16 protein-coding genes are annotated in these 18,583 nt (G+C 71.6%); 10 read left to right on the forward strand and 6 right to left on the reverse strand.

Going from position 1 to position 18,583, the window contains the following annotated elements; translation table 11 throughout:
• Positions 1-38 precede the first annotated feature (38 nt).
• The 4 genes from ACFY1E_RS43470 to ACFY1E_RS43485 form a co-directional block, all read right to left on the reverse strand.
• Positions 39-866 (reverse strand): hypothetical protein, encoded by an 828-nt coding sequence (locus ACFY1E_RS43470; protein WP_389086942.1) that lies wholly within the window; start codon positions 864-866, stop codon positions 39-41.
• Between the two features lie 260 nt (positions 867-1,126).
• On the reverse strand, positions 1,127-1,549 hold the full coding sequence (locus tag ACFY1E_RS43475; protein ID WP_389086945.1) for an NUDIX hydrolase: 423 nt from the start codon (positions 1,547-1,549) through the stop codon (positions 1,127-1,129).
• Positions 1,550-1,599: 50 nt separating this feature from the next.
• Positions 1,600-2,715, reverse strand: a complete 1,116-nt coding sequence (locus ACFY1E_RS43480; RefSeq protein WP_389086947.1) for a CHAD domain-containing protein — start codon at positions 2,713-2,715, stop codon at positions 1,600-1,602.
• Positions 2,696-4,930 carry an RNA degradosome polyphosphate kinase gene (locus ACFY1E_RS43485; protein ID WP_389086950.1) on the reverse strand — a complete coding sequence of 745 codons (2,235 nt, stop codon included), beginning with the start codon at positions 4,928-4,930 and terminating at the stop codon, positions 2,696-2,698. The genes ACFY1E_RS43480 and ACFY1E_RS43485 overlap by 20 nt, the downstream gene beginning before the upstream one ends.
• Before the next feature lie 387 nt (positions 4,931-5,317).
• Here ACFY1E_RS43485 and ACFY1E_RS43490 point away from each other — a divergent pair, with 387 nt between their 5' ends.
• From ACFY1E_RS43490 to ACFY1E_RS43510, 5 genes are all read left to right on the forward strand, one after another.
• A complete protein-coding gene (locus ACFY1E_RS43490; protein ID WP_389086952.1) occupies positions 5,318-5,857 on the forward strand; it encodes an RNA polymerase sigma factor in 540 nt (179 codons plus the stop codon).
• 478 nt (positions 5,858-6,335) lie between these two features.
• On the forward strand, positions 6,336-7,166 hold the full coding sequence (locus tag ACFY1E_RS43495) for a zf-HC2 domain-containing protein (RefSeq protein WP_389086955.1): 831 nt from the start codon (positions 6,336-6,338) through the stop codon (positions 7,164-7,166).
• On the forward strand, positions 7,163-8,026 hold the full coding sequence (locus ACFY1E_RS43500; RefSeq protein ID WP_389086957.1) for an ABC transporter ATP-binding protein: 864 nt from the start codon (positions 7,163-7,165) through the stop codon (positions 8,024-8,026). The genes ACFY1E_RS43495 and ACFY1E_RS43500 overlap by 4 nt, the downstream gene beginning before the upstream one ends.
• Positions 8,023-9,627 (forward strand): ABC transporter permease, encoded by a 1,605-nt coding sequence (locus ACFY1E_RS43505; RefSeq protein WP_389086960.1) that lies wholly within the window; start codon positions 8,023-8,025, stop codon positions 9,625-9,627. The genes ACFY1E_RS43500 and ACFY1E_RS43505 overlap by 4 nt, the downstream gene beginning before the upstream one ends.
• 16 nt (positions 9,628-9,643) lie before the next feature.
• Positions 9,644-10,291: an ABC transporter gene (locus tag ACFY1E_RS43510; protein ID WP_389086962.1), complete on the forward strand. Its 648-nt coding sequence runs from the start codon at positions 9,644-9,646 to the stop codon at positions 10,289-10,291.
• Between the two features lie 81 nt (positions 10,292-10,372).
• On the opposite strand, the gene mshD is transcribed toward ACFY1E_RS43510, so the two are convergent.
• Positions 10,373-11,299 carry a mycothiol synthase gene (mshD, locus tag ACFY1E_RS43515; RefSeq protein WP_389086965.1) on the reverse strand — a complete coding sequence of 309 codons (927 nt, stop codon included), beginning with the start codon at positions 11,297-11,299 and terminating at the stop codon, positions 10,373-10,375.
• A 175-nt stretch (positions 11,300-11,474) separates the two neighbouring features.
• On the opposite strand from mshD, the gene ACFY1E_RS43520 reads away from it, so the two are divergent.
• The 4 genes from ACFY1E_RS43520 to ACFY1E_RS43535 all read left to right on the forward strand — a co-directional run bounded on the left by ACFY1E_RS43520 (position 11,475) and on the right by ACFY1E_RS43535 (position 16,724).
• Positions 11,475-13,274 (forward strand): bifunctional metallophosphatase/5'-nucleotidase, encoded by a 1,800-nt coding sequence (locus ACFY1E_RS43520; protein WP_389086967.1) that lies wholly within the window; start codon positions 11,475-11,477, stop codon positions 13,272-13,274.
• Between the two features lie 58 nt (positions 13,275-13,332).
• Complete coding sequence (locus tag ACFY1E_RS43525; protein ID WP_389086970.1) at positions 13,333-14,514, forward strand: DUF2993 domain-containing protein; 1,182 nt, start codon at positions 13,333-13,335, stop codon at positions 14,512-14,514.
• A gap of 188 nt (positions 14,515-14,702) precedes the next feature.
• Entirely contained in the window at positions 14,703-14,831 is a 129-nt protein-coding gene (locus ACFY1E_RS43530; protein ID WP_344399481.1) for a hypothetical protein, read from the forward strand.
• Between the two features lie 108 nt (positions 14,832-14,939).
• Positions 14,940-16,724, forward strand: coding sequence for an ABC transporter ATP-binding protein (locus ACFY1E_RS43535; RefSeq protein WP_389086973.1), 1,785 nt, complete (start codon positions 14,940-14,942; stop codon positions 16,722-16,724).
• Between the two features lie 149 nt (positions 16,725-16,873).
• Here the strand turns inward: ACFY1E_RS43535 and ACFY1E_RS43540 are convergent, their stop codons facing one another.
• Entirely contained in the window at positions 16,874-17,611 is a 738-nt protein-coding gene (locus ACFY1E_RS43540) for a PH domain-containing protein (protein WP_389086975.1), read from the reverse strand.
• 319 nt (positions 17,612-17,930) lie between these two features.
• Here ACFY1E_RS43540 and ACFY1E_RS43545 point away from each other — a divergent pair, with 319 nt between their 5' ends.
• A complete protein-coding gene (locus ACFY1E_RS43545) occupies positions 17,931-18,578 on the forward strand; it encodes a Uma2 family endonuclease (RefSeq protein WP_389086978.1) in 648 nt (215 codons plus the stop codon).
• Positions 18,579-18,583: the final 5 nt, after the last annotated feature.

Genomic DNA, 18,583 nt, shown 5'->3' on the forward strand with positions numbered 1-18,583 from the left:
GTTCTTGACGCCCGGAAATCCTCCTCCAGCAGGGCCCGCTACTCGGCGATCTTCCCTGCGTAGATGTCCTTCGAGGCCGGCAGCCGTACGTCGACGGGGGCCCCGAAGTCGTACAGCAGCGCCGTCGAGGCGACCGCCACGGTGCCCTTCTGGAGGCCGTTGACGAAGCTGAACCGGTGCCGGATCTTGCGGATGCGGCCCTGGTCGTCGAGGTAGACGTCGAACGGGACCTCGGCCGTGGCGAACCCTTTCGCCGCCGCCGCGAGGGCCTCCCGGACGCCCTTCGAGGCGTGCCGCGCGGCCAGGGTGAGGTCGGCGAGGCCGCGGTAGTGCCGCACCTCGACACCGGCGAACTCGCTCCGGCCGAGATACGTCGCCCTGCGCGTCCCGCGCAGCAACTCGGCCGCTGCATACGGGTCGGTGGCGCCGCCGGTCACCAGGTTGCCGTCGGAGAGGGTGGCCGTGTCGACCCGTACCCACTTGTCGGCGGGCACTCCCGCGCCCCGGTTCTTCATGAACAGGGCGCCGGGCGCGAGGAGTTCGGTGATCGGGCGGTGGTCGTCGGTTCCGGCCGGGCTCTGCGGGAGCTGCACCTTCAGCCGGCCGATCTGCCGACGGTAGTTGTAGTCGCCCTCGCCCCGGATGGTGACGCGGGTGCCGCCGATGGCCATCTCCATCGAGGTGGTCGCCCTCGAACTGCCCGACTCCACCAGGGTTTCGGCGGCGCGGTGCAGGATCTCGACGGGGTCGGAGGCGCGGGGGTCCTCGGCGGCGGACCCGGTGCCGGAGCAGCCGCCGGCCCCCATGCAGACGCAGACCACGAGCCCTGCCGTGACGACCGTCCCCCTGTGCTGCCGCTCCGCCATCGCCTGTCTACCCCCAAGCCGGTACGTCCGTCACGGGCCCCCTGTCGTTCCGGATAACGACGGCTGGGGTGGGGCCGTCACGCGCATACCGGCGCCTTACTCGGGGTGGGTAACGTTGTCAGCGTGGCGCAGCAGGAACATCGCACGACGACGGTCGAACAGGGCCGGTTCTGTATTGCCCGGTGCAGCTGCGGGTGGCGTGGGCCTGCCCGCAGAGCGCGCAGCCAGGCCCGGGCGGACGCCGAAGGGCATGTGGGCCTTCAGGCGTGACGGAGTGTCGCAAGCAGCTCGTCGACCAGGGTGCGGTCGCGGTACTGGGTCAGCCGGCTGCGGGCCGCGGCGGGGGAGAGCCACAGGATGCGGTCCACCTCCGTGGTGGGGGTGAAGCTGCCCGAGACCGCTTCGGCCGCCCAGTAACGGACCTGTTTGGGACGGCCGTTGGCGAAATAGCGCAGGGTGGACAGCTCGGCGCCCGGTTCGGCCGTGTAGCCGGACTCCTCGGCGACTTCGCGCAGCGCGCACGCCAGATGGTCCTCGCCCCGCTTCAGCTTGCCCTTGGGGTGGGACCAGTCGTCGTACTTCGGCCGGTGGACGAGACAGATCTCCAGCTCGCCGTCGACCGGGGAGCGTCGCCACAGGACGCAGCCGGATGCCTGGACGATGGTGTCGTTGGTGTGGGTCACGGGTGGGTCACCGCCTCCTTCGACAGGGATGGGGCGCCGGGGTGGCCGGCTCAGGGGGTGCTCACCGCCTGCTTCTGCCAGCACTGCTGGAAGGTGAAGCGGGCCGCTTCCACTTCGTGCCGCTGGTCCGCGTGGAGCACACCGAGTGCGTACGCCGTCGCCGGGGCGATCCGGGGGGTACGGGCCGCGGAGGCCGCGGCCGCCGCCGCCTCCGAGGCGTCGCGGTGCCGGTCCAGGGCCTGGCCCGCGGTCAGCAGGCGGAGGTCGGTCGGGCCGCCGGTGCCGTGGAGGGCCTCGCGGGCGTAGCGGTGCAGGCGCAGCAGCAGGCGGACCTGGTGCCAGGGGGCGTCCTGGGGGTGCGGGGACGGGTCCGGGGAGAGGCCGTGGATCAGGGCCTCCGCGTTGTAGGGGCTGCCTGCGGTGACGAGAGGGAGCGCGGCGATGGCGTCGGTCAGACGGTCCTCGGCTGCGGCGGCGAGAGGCTGGAGGGCTGTGGTGGGGGCGGTCGTGGTGAGGGGGACTTCGCTGGCGAGTACGGCGATTTTGTCTGCGACGGCGTGGAAGCGGCTGGATCCCAGGGCCTGCAGGGCGGTGCTGTGGGCTCGGGTGCGGGCGAGGGTCAGCTGGCGTTCGAGCAGGGCGCCTGCTTTTGCTGCGCCAACTGTGAGGTTGCCGCGGTCCGTTGTGGGCGTGGGGGCGGGGGGACCGGTGGTGGTCTGTGCCGTTGTGCCCACCCGTTCCGCCCCGGCGGAACGACTGCCCACAACGGCGCCGACGGCTGAAGACGTGGCCGCCACCGCAGACTGCGCCGGGAACACCGTCGCCCCCGACAGCCTGTGCAGCGCCAGCAGCAGCCGTTCCTGCCTTGCCGCGTAGGCGTGTTCCATGGCCAAGGTGCCGGAGAGCCAGGCCAGTTCGGGCTGGAGGGACTCCGACCATTCCGGTTCCAGGAGGGGGCGGAACGTGTGCAGGCTGGCGCTGATGCGGCGGACCGAGCGGCGCAGGGCGCGGGCCGCGTCGACCGGGTCCTCCGTGCCGTTGCCGGTCGCACCGCCGGTTTCCCGGTGCAACCGCAGGGCGCGGAGGAACTCCGTGGCCTGGGCCCTCAGGTAGCCCGCGAGGGCCTCGCCTGTGGGGTCCGTAGGGTCAAGGTGTTGCTGTGCCACGCCGGCGCCTCCGGGCGTCTATGAGCATCTCCTGGATGTTTCGCAGGGGCCCGCCGTCCGCGTCGGTGGCATGCCGCGTCCACTCGCCGTCCGGGCCGAGGTGCCAGGAGGCGGTGGTGTCGGACATGCCGGTCTCCAACAACCGGTTCAGGGCGGCGCGGTGGGCCGGGTCGGTAACCCTGACCAGGGCCTCGATACGGCGGTCGAGGTTGCGGTGCATCATGTCGGCGCTGCCGATCCACACTTCCGGTTCGCCGCCGTTGCCGAAGGCGAAGACCCGGGAGTGTTCGAGGAAGCGGCCGAGGATGGAGCGGACCCGGATGTTCTCCGACAGGCCCGTGACGCCGGGGCGGATCGCGCAGATGCCGCGCACCCACACGTCGACCGGCACACCGGCCTGCGATGCCCGGTAGAGCGCGTCGATGAGGGCCTCGTCCACCATCGAGTTGACCTTGATGCGGATGAAGGCCGGACGACCGGCACGGTGGTGCTGGGTCTCCTTGTTGATCCGCGCGATCAGTCCGTCGCGCAGGGACTTGGGGGCGACCAGCAGCCGGCGGTACGTCTCGCGGCGCGAGTAGCCGGAGAGGCGGTTGAAGAGGTCGGAGAGGTCGGCGCCGACCTGCGGGTCGGCCGTCAGCAGGCCGAGGTCCTCGTACAGCCTCGCGGTCTTCGGGTGGTAGTTGCCGGTGCCGACGTGGCTGTAACGCCGTAGCGTGTCGCCTTCCTGACGGACCACCAGGGACAGCTTGCAGTGGGTCTTCAGGCCGACCAGGCCGTAGACCACGTGGCAGCCGGCCTCCTCCAGCTTGCGCGCCCACTTGATGTTGGCGTGCTCGTCGAAGCGGGCCTTGATCTCGACCAGGACGAGGACCTGCTTGCCGGCCTCGGCGGCGTCGATGAGCGCGTTGACTATGGGGGAGTCGCCGGAGGTCCGGTACAGGGTCTGCTTGATCGCGAGGACGTCCTCGTCCTCGGCCGCCTGCTCCAGGAACGCCTGCACCGACGTGGAGAAGGAGTCGTACGGGTGGTGCAGCAGCACGTCCCGGCTGCGCAGCGCGGCGAATATGTCGGGCGCGGACGCCGACTCGACCTCCGCGAGGTCGCGGTGGACGCCGGCGACGAACTTCCGGTACTTCAGCTCGGGACGGTCGAGACCGGCGACACGGAAGAGGCCCGTGAGGTCCAGGGGACCCGGCAGCGGGTACACCTCGGCCTCACTGATCTTCAGCTCGCGGACCAGCAGGTCCAGCACCTCGCGGTCGATGGACTCCTCGACCTCCAGGCGCACCGGCGGCCCGAAGCGGCGCCGCATGAGCTCCTTCTCCAGGGCCTGGAGCAGGTTCTCGGCGTCGTCCTCCTCGACCTCCAGGTCCTCGTTCCTGGTCAGCCGGAAGGCGTGGTGCTCCAGGACCTCCATGCCCGGGAACAGCTCCTCCAGGTGGGCTGCGATGACGTCCTCTATGGGGACGTAGCGGCCGGGGGAGCTCTCCAGGAAGCGGGAGAGCAGCGGCGGCACCTTGACGCGGGCGAAGTGCTTGTGGCCGGTGACCGGGTTGCGTACGACCACGGCCAGGTTCAGGGAGAGGCCGGAGATGTACGGGAAGGGGTGCGCCGGGTCGACCGCCAGGGGGGTCAGCACCGGGAAGATCTGGTGGCGGAAGAGGGTGAACAGGCGGGCCTGCTCCTTCTCCGTCAGCTCGCTCCAGCGGACCAGGTGGATGCCCTCCTCCGCGAGCGCGGGGGCGACGTCCTCGTGGTAGCAGGCGGCGTGCCGGGCCATGAGCTCGCGGGAGCGGGCCCAGATCATCTCCAGGACCTCGCGGGGCTGGAGGCCGGAGGCGGAACGGGTGGCGACACCCGTCGCGATACGGCGCTTCAGACCGGCCACCCGGACCATGAAGAACTCGTCCAGGTTGCTGGCGAAGATCGCGAGGAAATTGGCGCGCTCCAGCAGCGGGGTGTTCGGGTCCTCGGCGAGTTCGAGGACCCGCTCGTTGAACGCCAGCCAGCTGCGCTCCCGGTCGAGGAAACGACCCTGGGGCAACTGAGGGCCGTCGTACGGCGACTCCTCGTAGGCATCGAGATCGGCATCGATGTCGGGTTCCAGGTCGGAGACCGCGGCGGCCACCGTGTGGGGGCGGTGCGCGGCTATGGAGCCCACGGAGGGCTGCGCGTGCTGGACCTGTGCCTGGGCGGTGTCTGGCTGACTCATGAACCCATTCTTCCGCGTTCCCAGCGATACGGGCGCGTCGGAAAGCGCGGGCGGGAGCGCATTCGGGAGAGCGCTTACGGAGCCAGGGCCGGAGCGGAGGGCGTCCCCGTCCCCCGCAGGCCCCTCGGGGGACGGCGAAGGCTGTGGCACGGAGGGCGTCATTGGCCGAGCGTCGCAAGCCTGTCTGAACCGTTGGTTACGGCGACATGGCGTGCGGGATATCTGGGGGCGGCTCCGGGGCGTCTACGTCCAGGGGGCCGCCGTAGAGACTGCTGGGAGCCGCCCCGAGGATACGTACGTCCATACCGCCGGGGAAGGACGTACGCGCATCGGATGCCTCACACGGTTCGCGTGAACCGATCCGCGGGGCCGGTCCGATGAGGGGACGTGAGCGAAACGAGAAGCGACGGTGAGCTGCTGCGGGCCGCCGCGGACGGGGACCGGCGGGCCTTCGAGGAGCTGTACCGGCGGTACGCGCCGTGGCTGACCGCCCGGCTGCGCGGCCGGTGCGCCGACGCGGGCGTGGTCGACGACGTCGTACAGGAGACGTTCCTCGCGATCTGGCGGGGCAAGGCCCGCTACCGCCAGGACGGCGACGTCGCCGGCTGGCTGTGGCGGATCGGCTCGCGGCGGCTGATCGACGCGCTGCGGGGCGACGGGGCTCGGGGGCGGCTCAAGCAGGCGCTGGCGCGGCTGCGGCACCGGGACGAGGCGTCCGCGGAGGAACGCGTGCTCGCGGGGGTGGAGCACGGGGATCTCGCGGGCGCCCTGGTCCGGCTCTCACCGGAACTGCGCGCGGTGCTCCAGGCCACGGTCATCGACGGCCTGACCACGAGGGAGGCGGCCGTCCTGCTCGGGATACCGCCGGGCACGGTCAAGACACGGGCGATGCGGGCCCGTAAGCAACTGCGGGAGGCGCTGGCATGAGCGGGCGGGTGTGCGACGGGGGTTTCCGGTCTGTGTCCGGGTGTGGGAGTCGGGGTGCCGGTCGGCTGGTGTGCGATCGGGGCTTGCGGGTCGTGCGCACGGCTGGGAGGGGCGATGTCGGGGGGCTGCTGTGCGATCGGGCCTTCCGGGTCGCGTCCGGGTGTGGGAGTCGGGGTGCCGGTCGGCTGGTGTGCGATCGGGGCTTGCGGGTCGTGCGCACGGCTGGGAGGGGCGATGTCGGGGGGCTGCTGTGCGATCGGGCCTTCCGGGTCGCGTCCGGGCGTGGGGGCTGGGCTGTCGGTGGGCTGGTGTGCGATCGGCGCTTGCGGGTTCTGCGCACGGCTGGGAGGGGCGATGTCGGGGGGCTGCTGTGCGATCGGGGCTGCGGGGGCGCGGGGCGGTCGCGCCGGTGCGGGGGCGGCGGAGTGGGTGGGCAGGGGCGTGACCTGGGGCGCGTGGCGGTGCGGGAGGTGACCTCATGACCTGGCATGTGGATGCTGAGGATCTACGGGCCTATGCCCGGGGTGAGCTGGCGCCGCCCGCATTGTGGTCCGCCGACACTCACCTGGTCGCGTGTGCGCAGTGCCGGGGCGTGCTCGCGGAGGTCGGCGACCCGGAGCGGGTCGATGCCGGGTGGGAGCGGCTGGACGCCGAGCTCGACGCGCCCCGGCCGGGGGTGTTCGAGGGGCTGCTGGTGCGGCTGGGGGTCGCCGATCACACCGCGCGGCTGCTCGCGGCCACGCCCGTGCTGCGCCGTTCCTGGCTCGGTGCGGTCGTCGCCGTGCTGGTGATGAGCGTCGTGGCGGCGCACACCGGCACGGCGGCCGCCTCGCCCACGCTGTTCCTGGCCCTCGCGCCGCTGCTGCCCCTCGGCGGGGTCGCGCTGTCCTACGGGCCGGCGCTGGACCCGACGTACGAGATGGCGGTGGTCGCGCCGATGCACGGGTTCAGGCTGCTGATGGTGCGGACGGTCGCCGTGCTCACCGCCGTGCTCGGCCTCAGCGGCCTCGCGACCCTCGCGCTGCCCGGATACGGGCCGGCCGCCCTGGCCTGGCTGCTGCCCGCGCTGGCCCTGACCTCGACCGGCCTGGTCCTCACCGCACGCCTCGGCCCGGTGCTCGCCCCGTCGCTGGTCGGCGGGGTGTGGGTGGCGCTGCTGCTGGCGGCCCACGCCTATGACGCCGGTGCCACGCCCGTGCCGTTCACCGCGGCCGGCCAGGGGGTGGCGGCGGCGGTCGCCGCGCTCACCGGCGGGCTGCTCTTCCTCGTACGTGACCGTTTCGACCGCTTCCAGGGGGATGCCGTATGACACCGACCGTTTCCGCTTCCGGGCTCAGCCTCCGCTTCGGCCGGACCCAGGCCCTCGACGAGGTGTCGCTGCGGCTGACCTCGGGCGTCACCGGGCTGCTCGGGCCCAACGGGGCCGGAAAGACCACCCTGCTCAGGGTGCTGGCCACCGCCGTGCCCCCGGACCGGGGCGCCTTCACCGTCCTCGGCCACGACCCGGCGACGGCGGCCGGCCGGCAGGAGGTGCGGCGCCGGCTCGGCTACCTGCCCCAGACGCCCGGCTTCCACCCGGACTTCTCGGCCTTCGAGTTCGTCGACTACGTGGCGATCCTCAAGGAGATCACCGACCGGGGCGCCCGGCACCGGGAGGTGCGGCGCGTGCTGGGCGAGGTGGACCTCGCCGACGTACGCGCCAAGCGCATCAAGAAGCTGTCCGGCGGAATGCGCCAGCGGGTGGCGCTGGCCGCCGCGCTCGTCGGTGACCCCGGCTTCCTCGTCCTCGACGAGCCGACCGTCGGGCTCGACCCCGAACAGCGCATGCGCTTCCGGGAGTTGATCGCCCAGGCAGGGGAGGGCCGCACCGTTCTCCTCTCCACCCACCAGACCGAGGACGTGGCGATGCTCTGCCACCGTGTGCTGGTGATGGCGGGCGGCAGCATCCGCTTCGACGGCACCCCCGCCGAGCTGACCGCACGGGCGGCCGGACGGGTCTGGAGCAGCACGGAACGCGACCCCGGCGCGAAGGCGGGCTGGCGCACCGGCACCGGTTCCTTCCGCAACGTGGGCAGCCCGCCCGCCGGCGCCGACCTGCTCGAACCCACCCTGGAGGACGGCTACCTGCTCACCCTGGACGGCGCGGGCGCGGAGGTGGCGGCGGCATGAGCACGATCATGGAGGCGACGGCCCCGCCCGTCGTCCAGGGCGGACAGCGCCGCAGCTGGGCGGCCGTGTTCGCCCTCGCCCGCTTCGAGGCACGCGAACTGCTCCTGCAGGTCCCGGTGGCGGTGACCCTGCTGTTCTACGTCGGCTACACCGGCTGGAAGCTGCTCTTCCCTCCGGACGGCATGGACGCCTACCCGGCGCTCCAGGACGTCGACCGCGCGACCCAGACCACGCCGGTGCTGCTAGGCATCGCCCTGTTCGTCGGCGTCAACCGGGCTGCGCTGCGCTCCCGTCGGCGCGGTACCGACCGGCACTTCGACGTGCTGGTCATGGAGCCCTGGCGGCGTACGGCCGGGCACGCCCTGTCCGTGGTGCCGTTCGGTGTGCTCACCGCACTGGTCGTGGGGGCCCAGTTCACCTGGCAGGCGCTGCGGCCGGGCGCGGTGGGGCACGGGTCGGTGGCCGAACTGGCCGTGGCTCCCCTGTACGTGCTGCTGTGCGGAGCCGTCGGCCTGCTGATCGCCCGGCTGATCCCGTCCGTGTTCGCGGCGCCGCTCACGGTGCTCGGCCTCTTCACGTTCCTGATGTTCGTCTCGGCGGGGACGTCGGGGGCGCAGTGGAGCCGCTGGCTGTCGCCCGTGGTGAGCGAGAACAGCAACTCGACGCTGCCGTCCGACCTGCTCGGTCGGCCTGCGGGGTGGCACGCCCTGTACCTCGTGGGGCTGACCCTGCTGGTGGCCATGGCCGCGGTGCTTTGCGCTCCGCGGGATGCGGTTGGTCGTCTGCAGCAGCGTCGTGGCTGGTCGGGCCCCGCGGCGGAGCCGCACATGAGTGCAGCCCCGCGCCTCTATGGGGCGCTTGGGATCGCGGGGGCTCTTGCGATCACGGTGGTTGGTGCGGTGGGGCAGTCCGGCGGGGTGTCCCCTGAACTTGCCGCGGCACGGGAACGGGCCTCCGTCTCACCCGAGAAGGAGCAGTCGTGCGTACGGCACGGCTCCTCGCGGTACTGCGCCTTCGACGAGTGGACCGGTCGCACGGGTACCTGGGCCGGGGTCGTCGACCGGGTCCAGGCCCTCGCCGGGGGTGCGGCCGCGAGCCGGCCCCTGCTCGTACGGCAGCGGATCGACGCCCGCTACGGCCTGGACGGCGACGCGGCGATCGAACCGTCCACCACGCCCGGCCAGGTGACCGTCGGCACGCGCTGGGGTGGCAACCGGGTGCCCGAGTTCGCGGTCGGCGTGGCCTCCGTGCTGGTCGGCGGCGACGAGAAGAAGGGCGGCGACCTCTGCGACGGCCGCGTGGTCACGGTGATGTGGCTGGCACTGGGCCGCGATGCGAACCCGGTCGCCGACCTCAAACACGTCCGCCTCGACGACAGCCTGAGCGGCCCGGCGATCGCGCTGACGCCGACCAACCCGTTGTCGATGTCGGCCGGACAGACCGACGTCGTACGGGAGTTGCTCTCCCGCCCGCGTGCCGAGGTGACGTCCGTGGTCAAGTCCCACTGGGCACAGCTGACGGCTCCCGGGGTGACCACCGCCGAGGTGGCCCGGGTACTGGGGACCAAGGTGCCGAAGGGGGCGGACGAGTGTGGGAAGTGACCGCAGGACCGTTCCGGTGAGCGGGGCGCTGGTGGCGGCCGTGGCGCGTACGGTGCCGTGGCGGGCGCTCGGGGCGGGCGCGGCGGTGGGGCTGCTGCTCGTCGCCCTGCCACGGCTGTCCGACGGCCCGCCCGGCCCCTGGCTCGCACTCACCCTGCTGCGGGCCGCCGCCCTCGCCTTCGCGCTGGGCCTGACCTTCCTGCTGGACGACCCGGCCCGGCACCTCACCACACCCGTCACCACCCCGCGATGGGTGCGCACGGGCCTGCGGCTGGCGCTGGTCGCGCCGCCGGCGGCCCTGTGGTGGACGGCCTCCCTGGCCCTCGTACCGCACTCCGTACGTCCCCCGGTCGGCGCCGTCACCCTGGAGGCCGGCGCAACAGCAGCCCTCGCCCTGGCCGCGGCGGCCACCGCGGTACGCCTCACGGACGAGCCGCAGCCGGGCCCGTCGGTGGCGGCCGCCGTCCTGACCACGGCGACCCTGGGGGCCCTGGTGATCCCCGCCCGCTGGACCCTGCTGGCCGCGACGGGCGATCCCCGCTGGGCGGCCGCGCACGAGCGGTGGGGGGTGCTGCTGGGGGCCGGGGTGGTGGCTTGGGGGGTCTGCATGCCCGAGCCGGTGCGGAAATTCCAGCCCGTCCGGCGTTTGAGGACGAGGCCGTAGGCCGATGGGGGTCTGGGGGCGCAGCCCCCAGGGGCGTGCACCTCACCCGCCCGCACGACACACCGCTCGACCGCCGGAGGCTCACGTCTCCGTGCGGTACATCAGGTCCGTCTCGTACGTGGTGAAACCGAGCCGCTCGTACACCGACACCGCCGCCTTGTTGTCTCCGTCGACGTACAGCATCGCGGTCGGCAGCCCCTGCGCCTCCAGGTGCCGCAGCCCGATCGTCGTGAGGGCCTTGCCCAGCCCCCCGCCCTGCGCCCCCGGCCGCACCCCGAGGACGTACACCTCACCCAGCCGGTCGGCCGCATGCACCTTCGTCCAGTGGAAGCCGATGAGTTCGCCGCCACGGAAGGCGAGGAAGAAGCCCGCCGGGTCGAACCACGGCTCGGCCTTGCGGTCGTCCAGGTCGCGCTGGGTGAGGGAGCCCTGTTCGGGGTGGTGGGCGAACGCGGCGGCGTTCACCGCGAGCCAGTCGGCGTCGTCCTCGCCGGGGACGAAGGTACGGACGGTCACGCCCGCCGGCAGCACCGGCTCGGGCAGGTTCAGGTCCGTCAACGACCGCCGCATCTGCCGCAGTTCGCGGAAGAGGGTGAGCCCCAGGACCTGGGCGAGATGGCGGGCCGCGGAGTGCCCGCCGTGCGCCCACACCCGCAGCCGCTTGCCGGAGGCCGCGAGCAGCGCCGAGCCAAGTGCTCGCCCGTGCCCCTGCCCGCGGTGCGCGGGGTGCACGACCAGTTCGGCGGCCGGTGCCTCCACCGGATCGGTGTCCTCCAGCTGCGCGTAACCCACGAGCTCGTCGCCGACGCTGAGCAGCAGATGCGACACGCCCTCGCGTTCGCCGCCCCGCAGTTGCAGCCGTCCCTGTTCGGACACCGCCTGCTGGCCGTCGGTCTCGGCGGCCGCGGCGAGCAGCGAGAACACGGCCTCGGTCTGCTCCTGGGAGAGCGCGGAGTAGGTCTCGATGGAGCGGGTCCGGCCGGGCCGGGCGGTGTCGTCGCTGGTCATGCGTACGAGGGTAAGCGGAGCGCCCCGCAAAGTGGGGGTCAATGGAAGGGCAAAGGGAAACCAGGATGTAACCACGAATCCCTTTTCGCGCTACGCGCGTTGACCCTAGGCTGCGCCCGACGAGGCCATGACATCCAGCAGACCCGCAGGCCTCAACGGACCCTCAGGGGGGCGCATGCCAGCCACTTCCCAGCCGTACCCGCGCCGCAGACGGACGTTCCGTCTCGTCGCCGCAGCCGCCGGACTCGCCACCGCCGGCGCTCTCGCCGCCGCGCTGCCGGCGGACGCGCACGAGACGAAGGGCGGCGGCCACCACCCGAGCCGCTACCAGGACGTCCAGCTGCTGTCCTTCAACGACCTGCACGGCAATCTGGAGCCGCCGTCGGGCTCCTCCGGGCGGGTCACCGAGCTGCAGGTCGACGGTACGACGAAGACGATCGACGCCGGTGGTGTCGAGTACCTCGCGACCCATCTGCGTGAGGCCCGCAAGGGCAAGGCGTACTCCATCACCGCGGCCGGCGGCGACATGGTCGGCGCCTCGCCGCTGATCTCGGGCCTCTTCCACGACGAGCCCACCATCGAGGCGCTGAACAAGCTGGACCTGGACGTCACGTCCGTCGGCAACCACGAGTTCGACGAGGGCGCCAGGGAACTGGCGCGCCTGCAGAACGGCGGCTGCCACCCGACCGACGGCTGTTACACGGACGAGGAGTTCGAGGGCGCCGACTTCCCCTATCTGGCGGCGAACGTCCTCGACGAGAAGACGAACAAGCCGATCCTCAAGCCCTACTGGGTGTGGAAGAAGAAGGACGTCAGGATCGGCTTCATCGGCGTGACCCTGGAGGACACCCCGGGTGTGGTCTCCGCCGAAGGAGTCAAGGGCCTCAAGTTCAAGGACGAGGTCGAGACGATCAACAAGTACGCGCGGGTGCTCCAGGCGCAGGGCGTGAAGTCGATCGTCGCGCTGATCCACGAGGGCGGTCTGCCCGCCTCCGGGGCCTACAACTACAACTGCGACTCCGCGGGCGCGGGCAGCGGTATCTCCGGCCCCATCGTCGACATCGCGAAGAACATCACGCCGGCGGTGGACGCGCTGGTCACGGGCCACACACACGCGGCCTACGTCTGCACGGTCCCCGACCCGGCGGGCAAGCCCCGCATGGTCACCTCGGCCGCGTCCTTCGGCCGGCTCTACACGGACACCACGCTGACGTACGACCGCGTCACCGGTGACATCGCCCGTACGGCGGTCAAGTCGGCGAACCACGTGGTCACCCGGACCGTCGCCAAGGCGCCGGACATGACCGAGCTGATCGGCAAGTGGAACACCCTGGCCGCGCCCATCGGCAACCGCGCGATCGGCTACATCTCCGCCGACATCGGCAACACCGGCACCGAGTCCCCGATGGGCGACCTGATCGCCGACGCGCAGCTGGCGTACGGCAAGGAGCTCGACCCGGAGACCGACCTGGCGCTGATGAACCCGGGCGGTGTGCGGGCCGGTCTGACCTACGCGGCCAAGGGCAGCGAGGGCGACGGGGTGGTCACCTACGCGGAGGGCTTCACCGTCCAGCCCTTCTCCAACACGGTGAATCTGCAGAACTTCACCGGCGCCCAGCTGATCCAGGTCCTCAAGGAGCAGGTGAGCGGCACGAACACCGCCGCGCCGAAGATCCTGCAGCCGTCGGCGGGGCTGACGTACACCCTGGACCTGACGAATACGGGCGCTGACCGGGTGGTGACGGACTCCGTCAAGCTGAACGGGTCCGCGATCGACCCGGCGGCCACCTACCGCGTCGCCACCAACAGCTTCCTCGCGGGCGGCGGCGACGGATTCCCGACGCTCGGACAGGGCACGGGCGACCTGGTCGGAAGCGACGATCTGGCGGCGCTGGCGAAGTACCTGACCGCCAACTCCTCGGCCGGCAGCCCGATTTCGCCCCCGGCGGCCGACCGGATCACGATCGTGAGCTAGATCGCATACCTGAGGCAGAGGTTGCGGGTGGGGGGCCTTGGCATGGTCGGATGGATCGATGCGTGCCCCCCACCACATAACGACGCATCCTGGTACAAACATCAACGACTTCTTCGAGGGTGCCTCTGTCGCAGGCGAGGCCGAGGAAGCGGAGGACGAGCCCTGGGCTCCGCCCAACCACCGCCGCGGCGGCCGTCGTAGGCGAAGGCGGTTCGCGGGTCTTCCGCTCGCGTTGAAGGCGGTGGTGGGCGTTGTCGTCCTCGCCGCCTTCCTCACCCTCGCCGACCGCTGGGCGCTGCTGTACGCCGAGCGCCGCGCGGCGGACGAGCTCAAGGACCGGATGCACCTGAGCGCGGCTCCCGAAGTGGACATCGACGGCTTTCCCTTCCTCACCCAACTCGCCGACGACAGACTGGAGTCGGTGCAGGTCACCGTGCCGGACGTGGCGGCCGACCGGGTCTCGCTGGCCAGGGTGACGGCGACCGCGCACGACGTACGGCTGAACGCGCCCGACGGGCCGACCTCCGTACGCGGCGCGGCAATTCCCCGGCTCGACGGCGACGTACTGCTCTCCTTCGACGACCTCAACCGCGAACTGGGCGCCTCCCAGGTGACGTTCACCGGCCACGGCCACGACCGGGTGCTGGCCCGCGGCACGCTCCCGGTGGCCGGACACGACCTCCGGCTGCGGGCCGACGCCCGTATCGGCCGGGACGGCGAACACGGCATCGCCACGCAGATCGACGGAATGCGCCTGGACATCGGGAACCTGGCCACCTACCGGCCCGGCACCCGCGCCTCCGAGGGCCTGCACCTGACCCGCGCCTCCGCCGCACGCCTCGCGCACGAGACGAAGAAGGCGAAGGCGCTGTTCGCGGTGGACGCGGTGGTACGGCGGCTCGGCGTACCCGACTCCGCCGTACGCGCGGCCCTGCGCTCCGACGCCGAACTGGCGCGCGTGACCGGCTCCCCGCGCTTCATCCACCGGGCCATGCGGCTCAACCTGATCGACCTGGCCCTGGAACACCCGGCCCTGCTCAAGCGCCTCGGCTTCGACCCGTCCCTCCTGAACGCCCTGCCCCGGCTCACCCGCCCTGTCCTGGCCGACCGCCTGTCCCTGGGCTTCCGCCTGCCCACACCGGACCGGGGTGAGCTGCGGCTCAGGGATGTGCGGGTGGAGAAGGACGGGATCCGGGTGCGGATCGAGGGCTCGGGGCTGGCCGTGGGCGGCTCCGGCTGAGGCTCGATAAAACCTGTGTGAGTGCGGGTTCGGTTCCGCAAATTACATATGAATCTTCCACAGAATCAACTCAGCAACCTCTAAGGGGAATTGGGCTTTTCCTGCTCCGGGAATGCCGTAACGTTTTCCATGTCGAAAGCGAACGACGCGAAACGAAAAGCAATTCACGGCAAGAAAGGCAGACTGTCATGAGCTTCCACAAGATTGCCCCGGTGAAGAAGCACGACTGCAAGAAGGGCGCCCCGGCCCCGAAGAAGAAGGCGCCGAAGAAGCCCGCCCCGGCCCCGAGGCGCCGTCCCGTCGGCCACCAGGGCTGAGGTACGCCGCGAGGCGGGGTCACCGGTCGGCGAGCGCCGCTCGCCCGGTGGCCCCGCCTCGGCCATGTCCGGCGCCGACTTCGGCGTACGAGAAGGGAGTTGTCGACCATGGGTGAGGTCCGTGCGGCCTTCCGTCGTTTCTGGCCGCTGACCCGCGGCGACCGCAAGTGGCTCGCGGCGATCGTCGCGTGCGTGGTGGTGGCCGCGCTCGCCGAGACCGCGTCGATCCTGCTGTTCGCGGAGCTCACCGACAACGCCCTGAAGGCCGGCTCGCTCTCCGCTTTCTGGGGCCCGGCCGGTGCCTGGCTGGCCGTCGCCGTGCTCGGCGCGCTCGTCGGCTATTTCGGCAACTCGCTCGCCACCTGGACCGCGGAGAGATTCGTGCTGCGGCTACGGGCGGGCGTCTTCCGGCATGTCCAGAGCCTGCCGCCGCATTTCTTCCAGAATCACCGCCAGGGCGACCTGGTCGAGCGGCTGACCGGTGACGTCGAGGCCATCGAGCAGATGGTCGTCTCCGGTGTCGTCGGCACGGCGTCGGCCGCGTTCTCCGCGGTCTTCTACTCCTGCGCCGCCCTCTGGCTGCGCTGGGACCTGGCCCTGGCCACCTTCGTCCTCGCGCCCCTCTTCCTCCTCGCCGCCCGCCGCTTCTCCGGCCGTATCAGAACGGCCTCGCAGGACGAACGGGTCGCCGACGGCGCGATCACCTCCGTCGTCGAGGAGTCGCTCGGCAACATCGTCCTCACCCAGGCCTACAACCGCCGCCGGGACGAGGAGCAGCGCCTCGACCGCGAGGCCCGCGCCTGGATGAAGGCGTCCGTGCGCGGAGCCCGACTGAGCGAGATGTACGAGCAGTTGGTGGAGGTCGTGGAGACCCTCTGCGTCCTGGCCGTCATCGGCCTGGGCGTCTGGGAGATCTCGGCCGGCCGCATGACCCTTGGCCGGCTCCTCGCCTTCGCCGCCTTCATCGGCTACCTCTACCCGCCGGTCCGCAATCTCGGCCGGCTCGGCCTCACCCTCACCGCGGCCACCGCCGGTGCTCAGCGCCTGAACGAGATCCTGGACGCGAAACCCGCCGTCGCCGACCCCGCCCGACCGGTCGCCGAGTGGCCGGTGCGCGGCTGGGTCGCCTTCCACGACGTGTCCTTCCGCTACCCCGAGTCCCGGCGCGCCTCCCTGCGGGACGTGTCCTTCACCGCGGGCCCCGGAGAGCTGGTGATCGTCACCGGTCCGAGCGGCGCCGGCAAGTCGACCCTCTCCAAACTCCTCACCCGCTTCTACGACCCCTCGCAGGGCACGATCACCCTGGACGGCGTCCCGCTCACGGACGTACCACTGGAGTTCCTGCGCGAGAACGTGGCGCTGCTGCCCCAGGAGACCCTCGTCCTCAGCGGCACCATCCGGGAGAACATCGCCTGCGGGCGGCCCGGCGCGAGCCACGAGGAGATCGAGCAGGCGGCCCGGGAGGCGGCGGCGCACAACTTCATCACCGCACTCCCCGAGGGCTACGACACCCATATCGCACCCGGCACGGCCGCCCTCTCCGGGGGCCAGCTGCAGCGCGTCGCCATCGCCCGCGCCATGCTCCGCGCCGCACCGGTCCTGGTCCTCGACGAACCGACCGCGGGCCTGGACGCGGTGGCCGCCCGCCAGGTGGTGACCCCGCTGCGCAGGCTGATGGCGGGCCGTACGACGATCATGATCACGCACGATCTGAGCCTCGCGCCGGACGCGGACCGGATCCTCGTAGTCGAGCGGGGCCGCCTGGTGGAAGCGGGCACCCACGAGGAACTCCTCGCCCGCCCGGGCGCCTACGCCCGGCTCGCCGAGCCACTGCCGGACGCAGTGGCCGACGTACCGCCGGCGCAGGACGAGACGATGATCCTCAGGTGGTAGTGCGGGGCGGGCGGCCTGGGGCACCGAGGGTTCGTGGCAACCCCATGGTGGAGCCATGGCGGAGCAGATCGCGGAGCGTGTCGCCGCGAGCCGCAAGGTACGCACTCGCCGTACTCCCCGGGCATGCTCGGCTTCCACTGACCCGGACGCTAGGGCTGCTGCGGCAGGGAGCGTGGGGGACGGCTGGTCCAGTACCGGTCGAGTACCGTGCCGAGGACGCCGAAAGCGGCCAGCGGCACGCACACGAACAGCAGGAACACGTGTTCCGGACGCCCGGTGGCGACCATCCCGATGTCCAGCACGACCATGACGAAGAACGTGATGAGCGCGCCGTACGCAGCCCATGTCCAGGCCCTGCGCCGGGCCGCCCGCCGCAGGATCAACTCCTCGACGTGGGGCTGACGTTGCCAGGTGAGGCTCCGATGGGGGGCCGCGGCCAGGCACAGGTCGGAGACCTCCGCGTAGGGGTCGGCCAGCTGCCAGTCGTCGAGGTGCCGGAGCAGGAAGCGGCGGCCTTCGAGGTCGTAGAGGTGGGTGAGCCACTGGGGACCCAGCTTCCCGGTACCGCGCGGAGCCTGCTCGACCCGGATGTCGTACACCTCGTGCCAGGCCCACGACCGTGAACGGAGGCTCCCCTGGGCGGTGACGCCCGAGGCGGTCACGCGGGTGTGCGCCCGGAACTGCTCCAGGAGGACCCGGACGAGGGTCGCCATCGCGAGCAGCCCGATCAGCCACGGCCCCCATCGGGGCAGACCCGGGTCGTCGGAGGCGCGGGCGTTCTGGAGGAGGGCGTTGAAGAACACCACCGCCACCGCGCCCAGGTACTGCCACGGCAGCCTGCGCCGTCTTCGGTACACCCGCTCGATCCCGCCCGTGTCCCCGCCCATACGCCCTCCCCGGCATCCGTGTCCGAGGTGATCGTAGAGCGGGGAGCCGAGGGCGTGAGGAGAAGGTCGGCGTCCGGCCGGCCGGCCTGTGGGGTGGTCTTGATCGCCGCGCTCAGGCTGGTGGTGACGGCGAGAGCGGTTCTGCGTCGGCTGTGCTGGGGGGCCGCCCCGGGCGGAAAGGTTGCCGGGTCGTTTCGCCTTCGCTCGAACGAGTGATCTGGAGGCATTTCCCCAGGTCAGGCGTATCACCTTACTTACCGTGATCGTGTTGCTTGTGCCGCAGGCACGCCCAGCCCACACTTGAGGAGGAGGTGCCACCTTGACCGCTCTCGCACATGAGAGGCCCGAGACCATGTCCGAGGCTTCGGCTGAAATCGTGAACGTACCCGACCTGGACGAGGTCTTGTGGCAGGCATGGAAGGCCATGGAACTCCCCGAGGGCTACCGCGCTGAGATCATCGAGGGAGCCATCGAGGTGTCGCCCACCGCTCGCCGTTCGCACGGTCAGATCACCAATCGTGTGCGCAGGGCGCTCGACAAGTTCCTGGACGGAGGCGAGTACGCCTGCCATCAGGACGTGAATGTGATCCACAAACGCAAGGCGTGGATCCCGGACGCCTTCGTCGCCCCGGAGGACACGGAACCGTGCAGCGACGAGGACGACATGGGGGTCAGGGCCGAGTCCGTGCACCTCATCGTCGAAGTCGTCTCCCCGGGCAAACGCAACCAGGACCGCGACCGCACCCGCAAGCGCCGCGAATACGCCCGCGCCGGCATCCCTATGTACGTCCTCATCGACGACTACGACGGCCAGGGCGCCGTCACCCTCTTCACCGGCCCCCGCCCGGACAAGGCCGACTGGGAGGACATCCACCGCGTCCCCTACGGCACCGAGGTCACCATCCCCGAAGGCCCCGCGAAGGGATTCGTGATCGGGGAGACGATCACCGGCCCGAAGCGCGGCTGAGGCCG

This window comes from Streptomyces sp. NPDC001604 (assembly GCF_042893475.1).
Classification (GTDB): domain Bacteria; phylum Actinomycetota; class Actinomycetes; order Streptomycetales; family Streptomycetaceae; genus Streptomyces.

What these genes read in the sequence shown, in the direction of transcription:
- ACFY1E_RS43495 (WP_389086955.1), top strand. Translation starts at nt 6,336, where the DNA reads ATGACCTGGCATGTGGATGCTGAGGATCTACGGGCCTATGCCCGGGGT.
- ACFY1E_RS43485 (WP_389086950.1), bottom strand. Translation starts at nt 4,930, where the DNA reads ATGAGTCAGCCAGACACCGCCCAGGCACAGGTCCAGCACGCGCAGCCC.
- ACFY1E_RS43525 (WP_389086970.1), top strand. Translation starts at nt 13,333, where the DNA reads ATGCGTGCCCCCCACCACATAACGACGCATCCTGGTACAAACATCAAC.
- ACFY1E_RS43500 (WP_389086957.1), top strand. Translation starts at nt 7,163, where the DNA reads ATGACACCGACCGTTTCCGCTTCCGGGCTCAGCCTCCGCTTCGGCCGG.
- ACFY1E_RS43535 (WP_389086973.1), top strand. Translation starts at nt 14,940, where the DNA reads ATGGGTGAGGTCCGTGCGGCCTTCCGTCGTTTCTGGCCGCTGACCCGC.
- ACFY1E_RS43505 (WP_389086960.1), top strand. Translation starts at nt 8,023, where the DNA reads ATGAGCACGATCATGGAGGCGACGGCCCCGCCCGTCGTCCAGGGCGGA.
- ACFY1E_RS43540 (WP_389086975.1), bottom strand. Translation starts at nt 17,611, where the DNA reads ATGGGCGGGGACACGGGCGGGATCGAGCGGGTGTACCGAAGACGGCGC.
- mshD (WP_389086965.1), bottom strand. Translation starts at nt 11,299, where the DNA reads ATGACCAGCGACGACACCGCCCGGCCCGGCCGGACCCGCTCCATCGAG.
- ACFY1E_RS43520 (WP_389086967.1), top strand. Translation starts at nt 11,475, where the DNA reads ATGCCAGCCACTTCCCAGCCGTACCCGCGCCGCAGACGGACGTTCCGT.
- ACFY1E_RS43470 (WP_389086942.1), bottom strand. Translation starts at nt 866, where the DNA reads ATGGCGGAGCGGCAGCACAGGGGGACGGTCGTCACGGCAGGGCTCGTG.
- ACFY1E_RS43530 (WP_344399481.1), top strand. Translation starts at nt 14,703, where the DNA reads ATGAGCTTCCACAAGATTGCCCCGGTGAAGAAGCACGACTGCAAGAAG.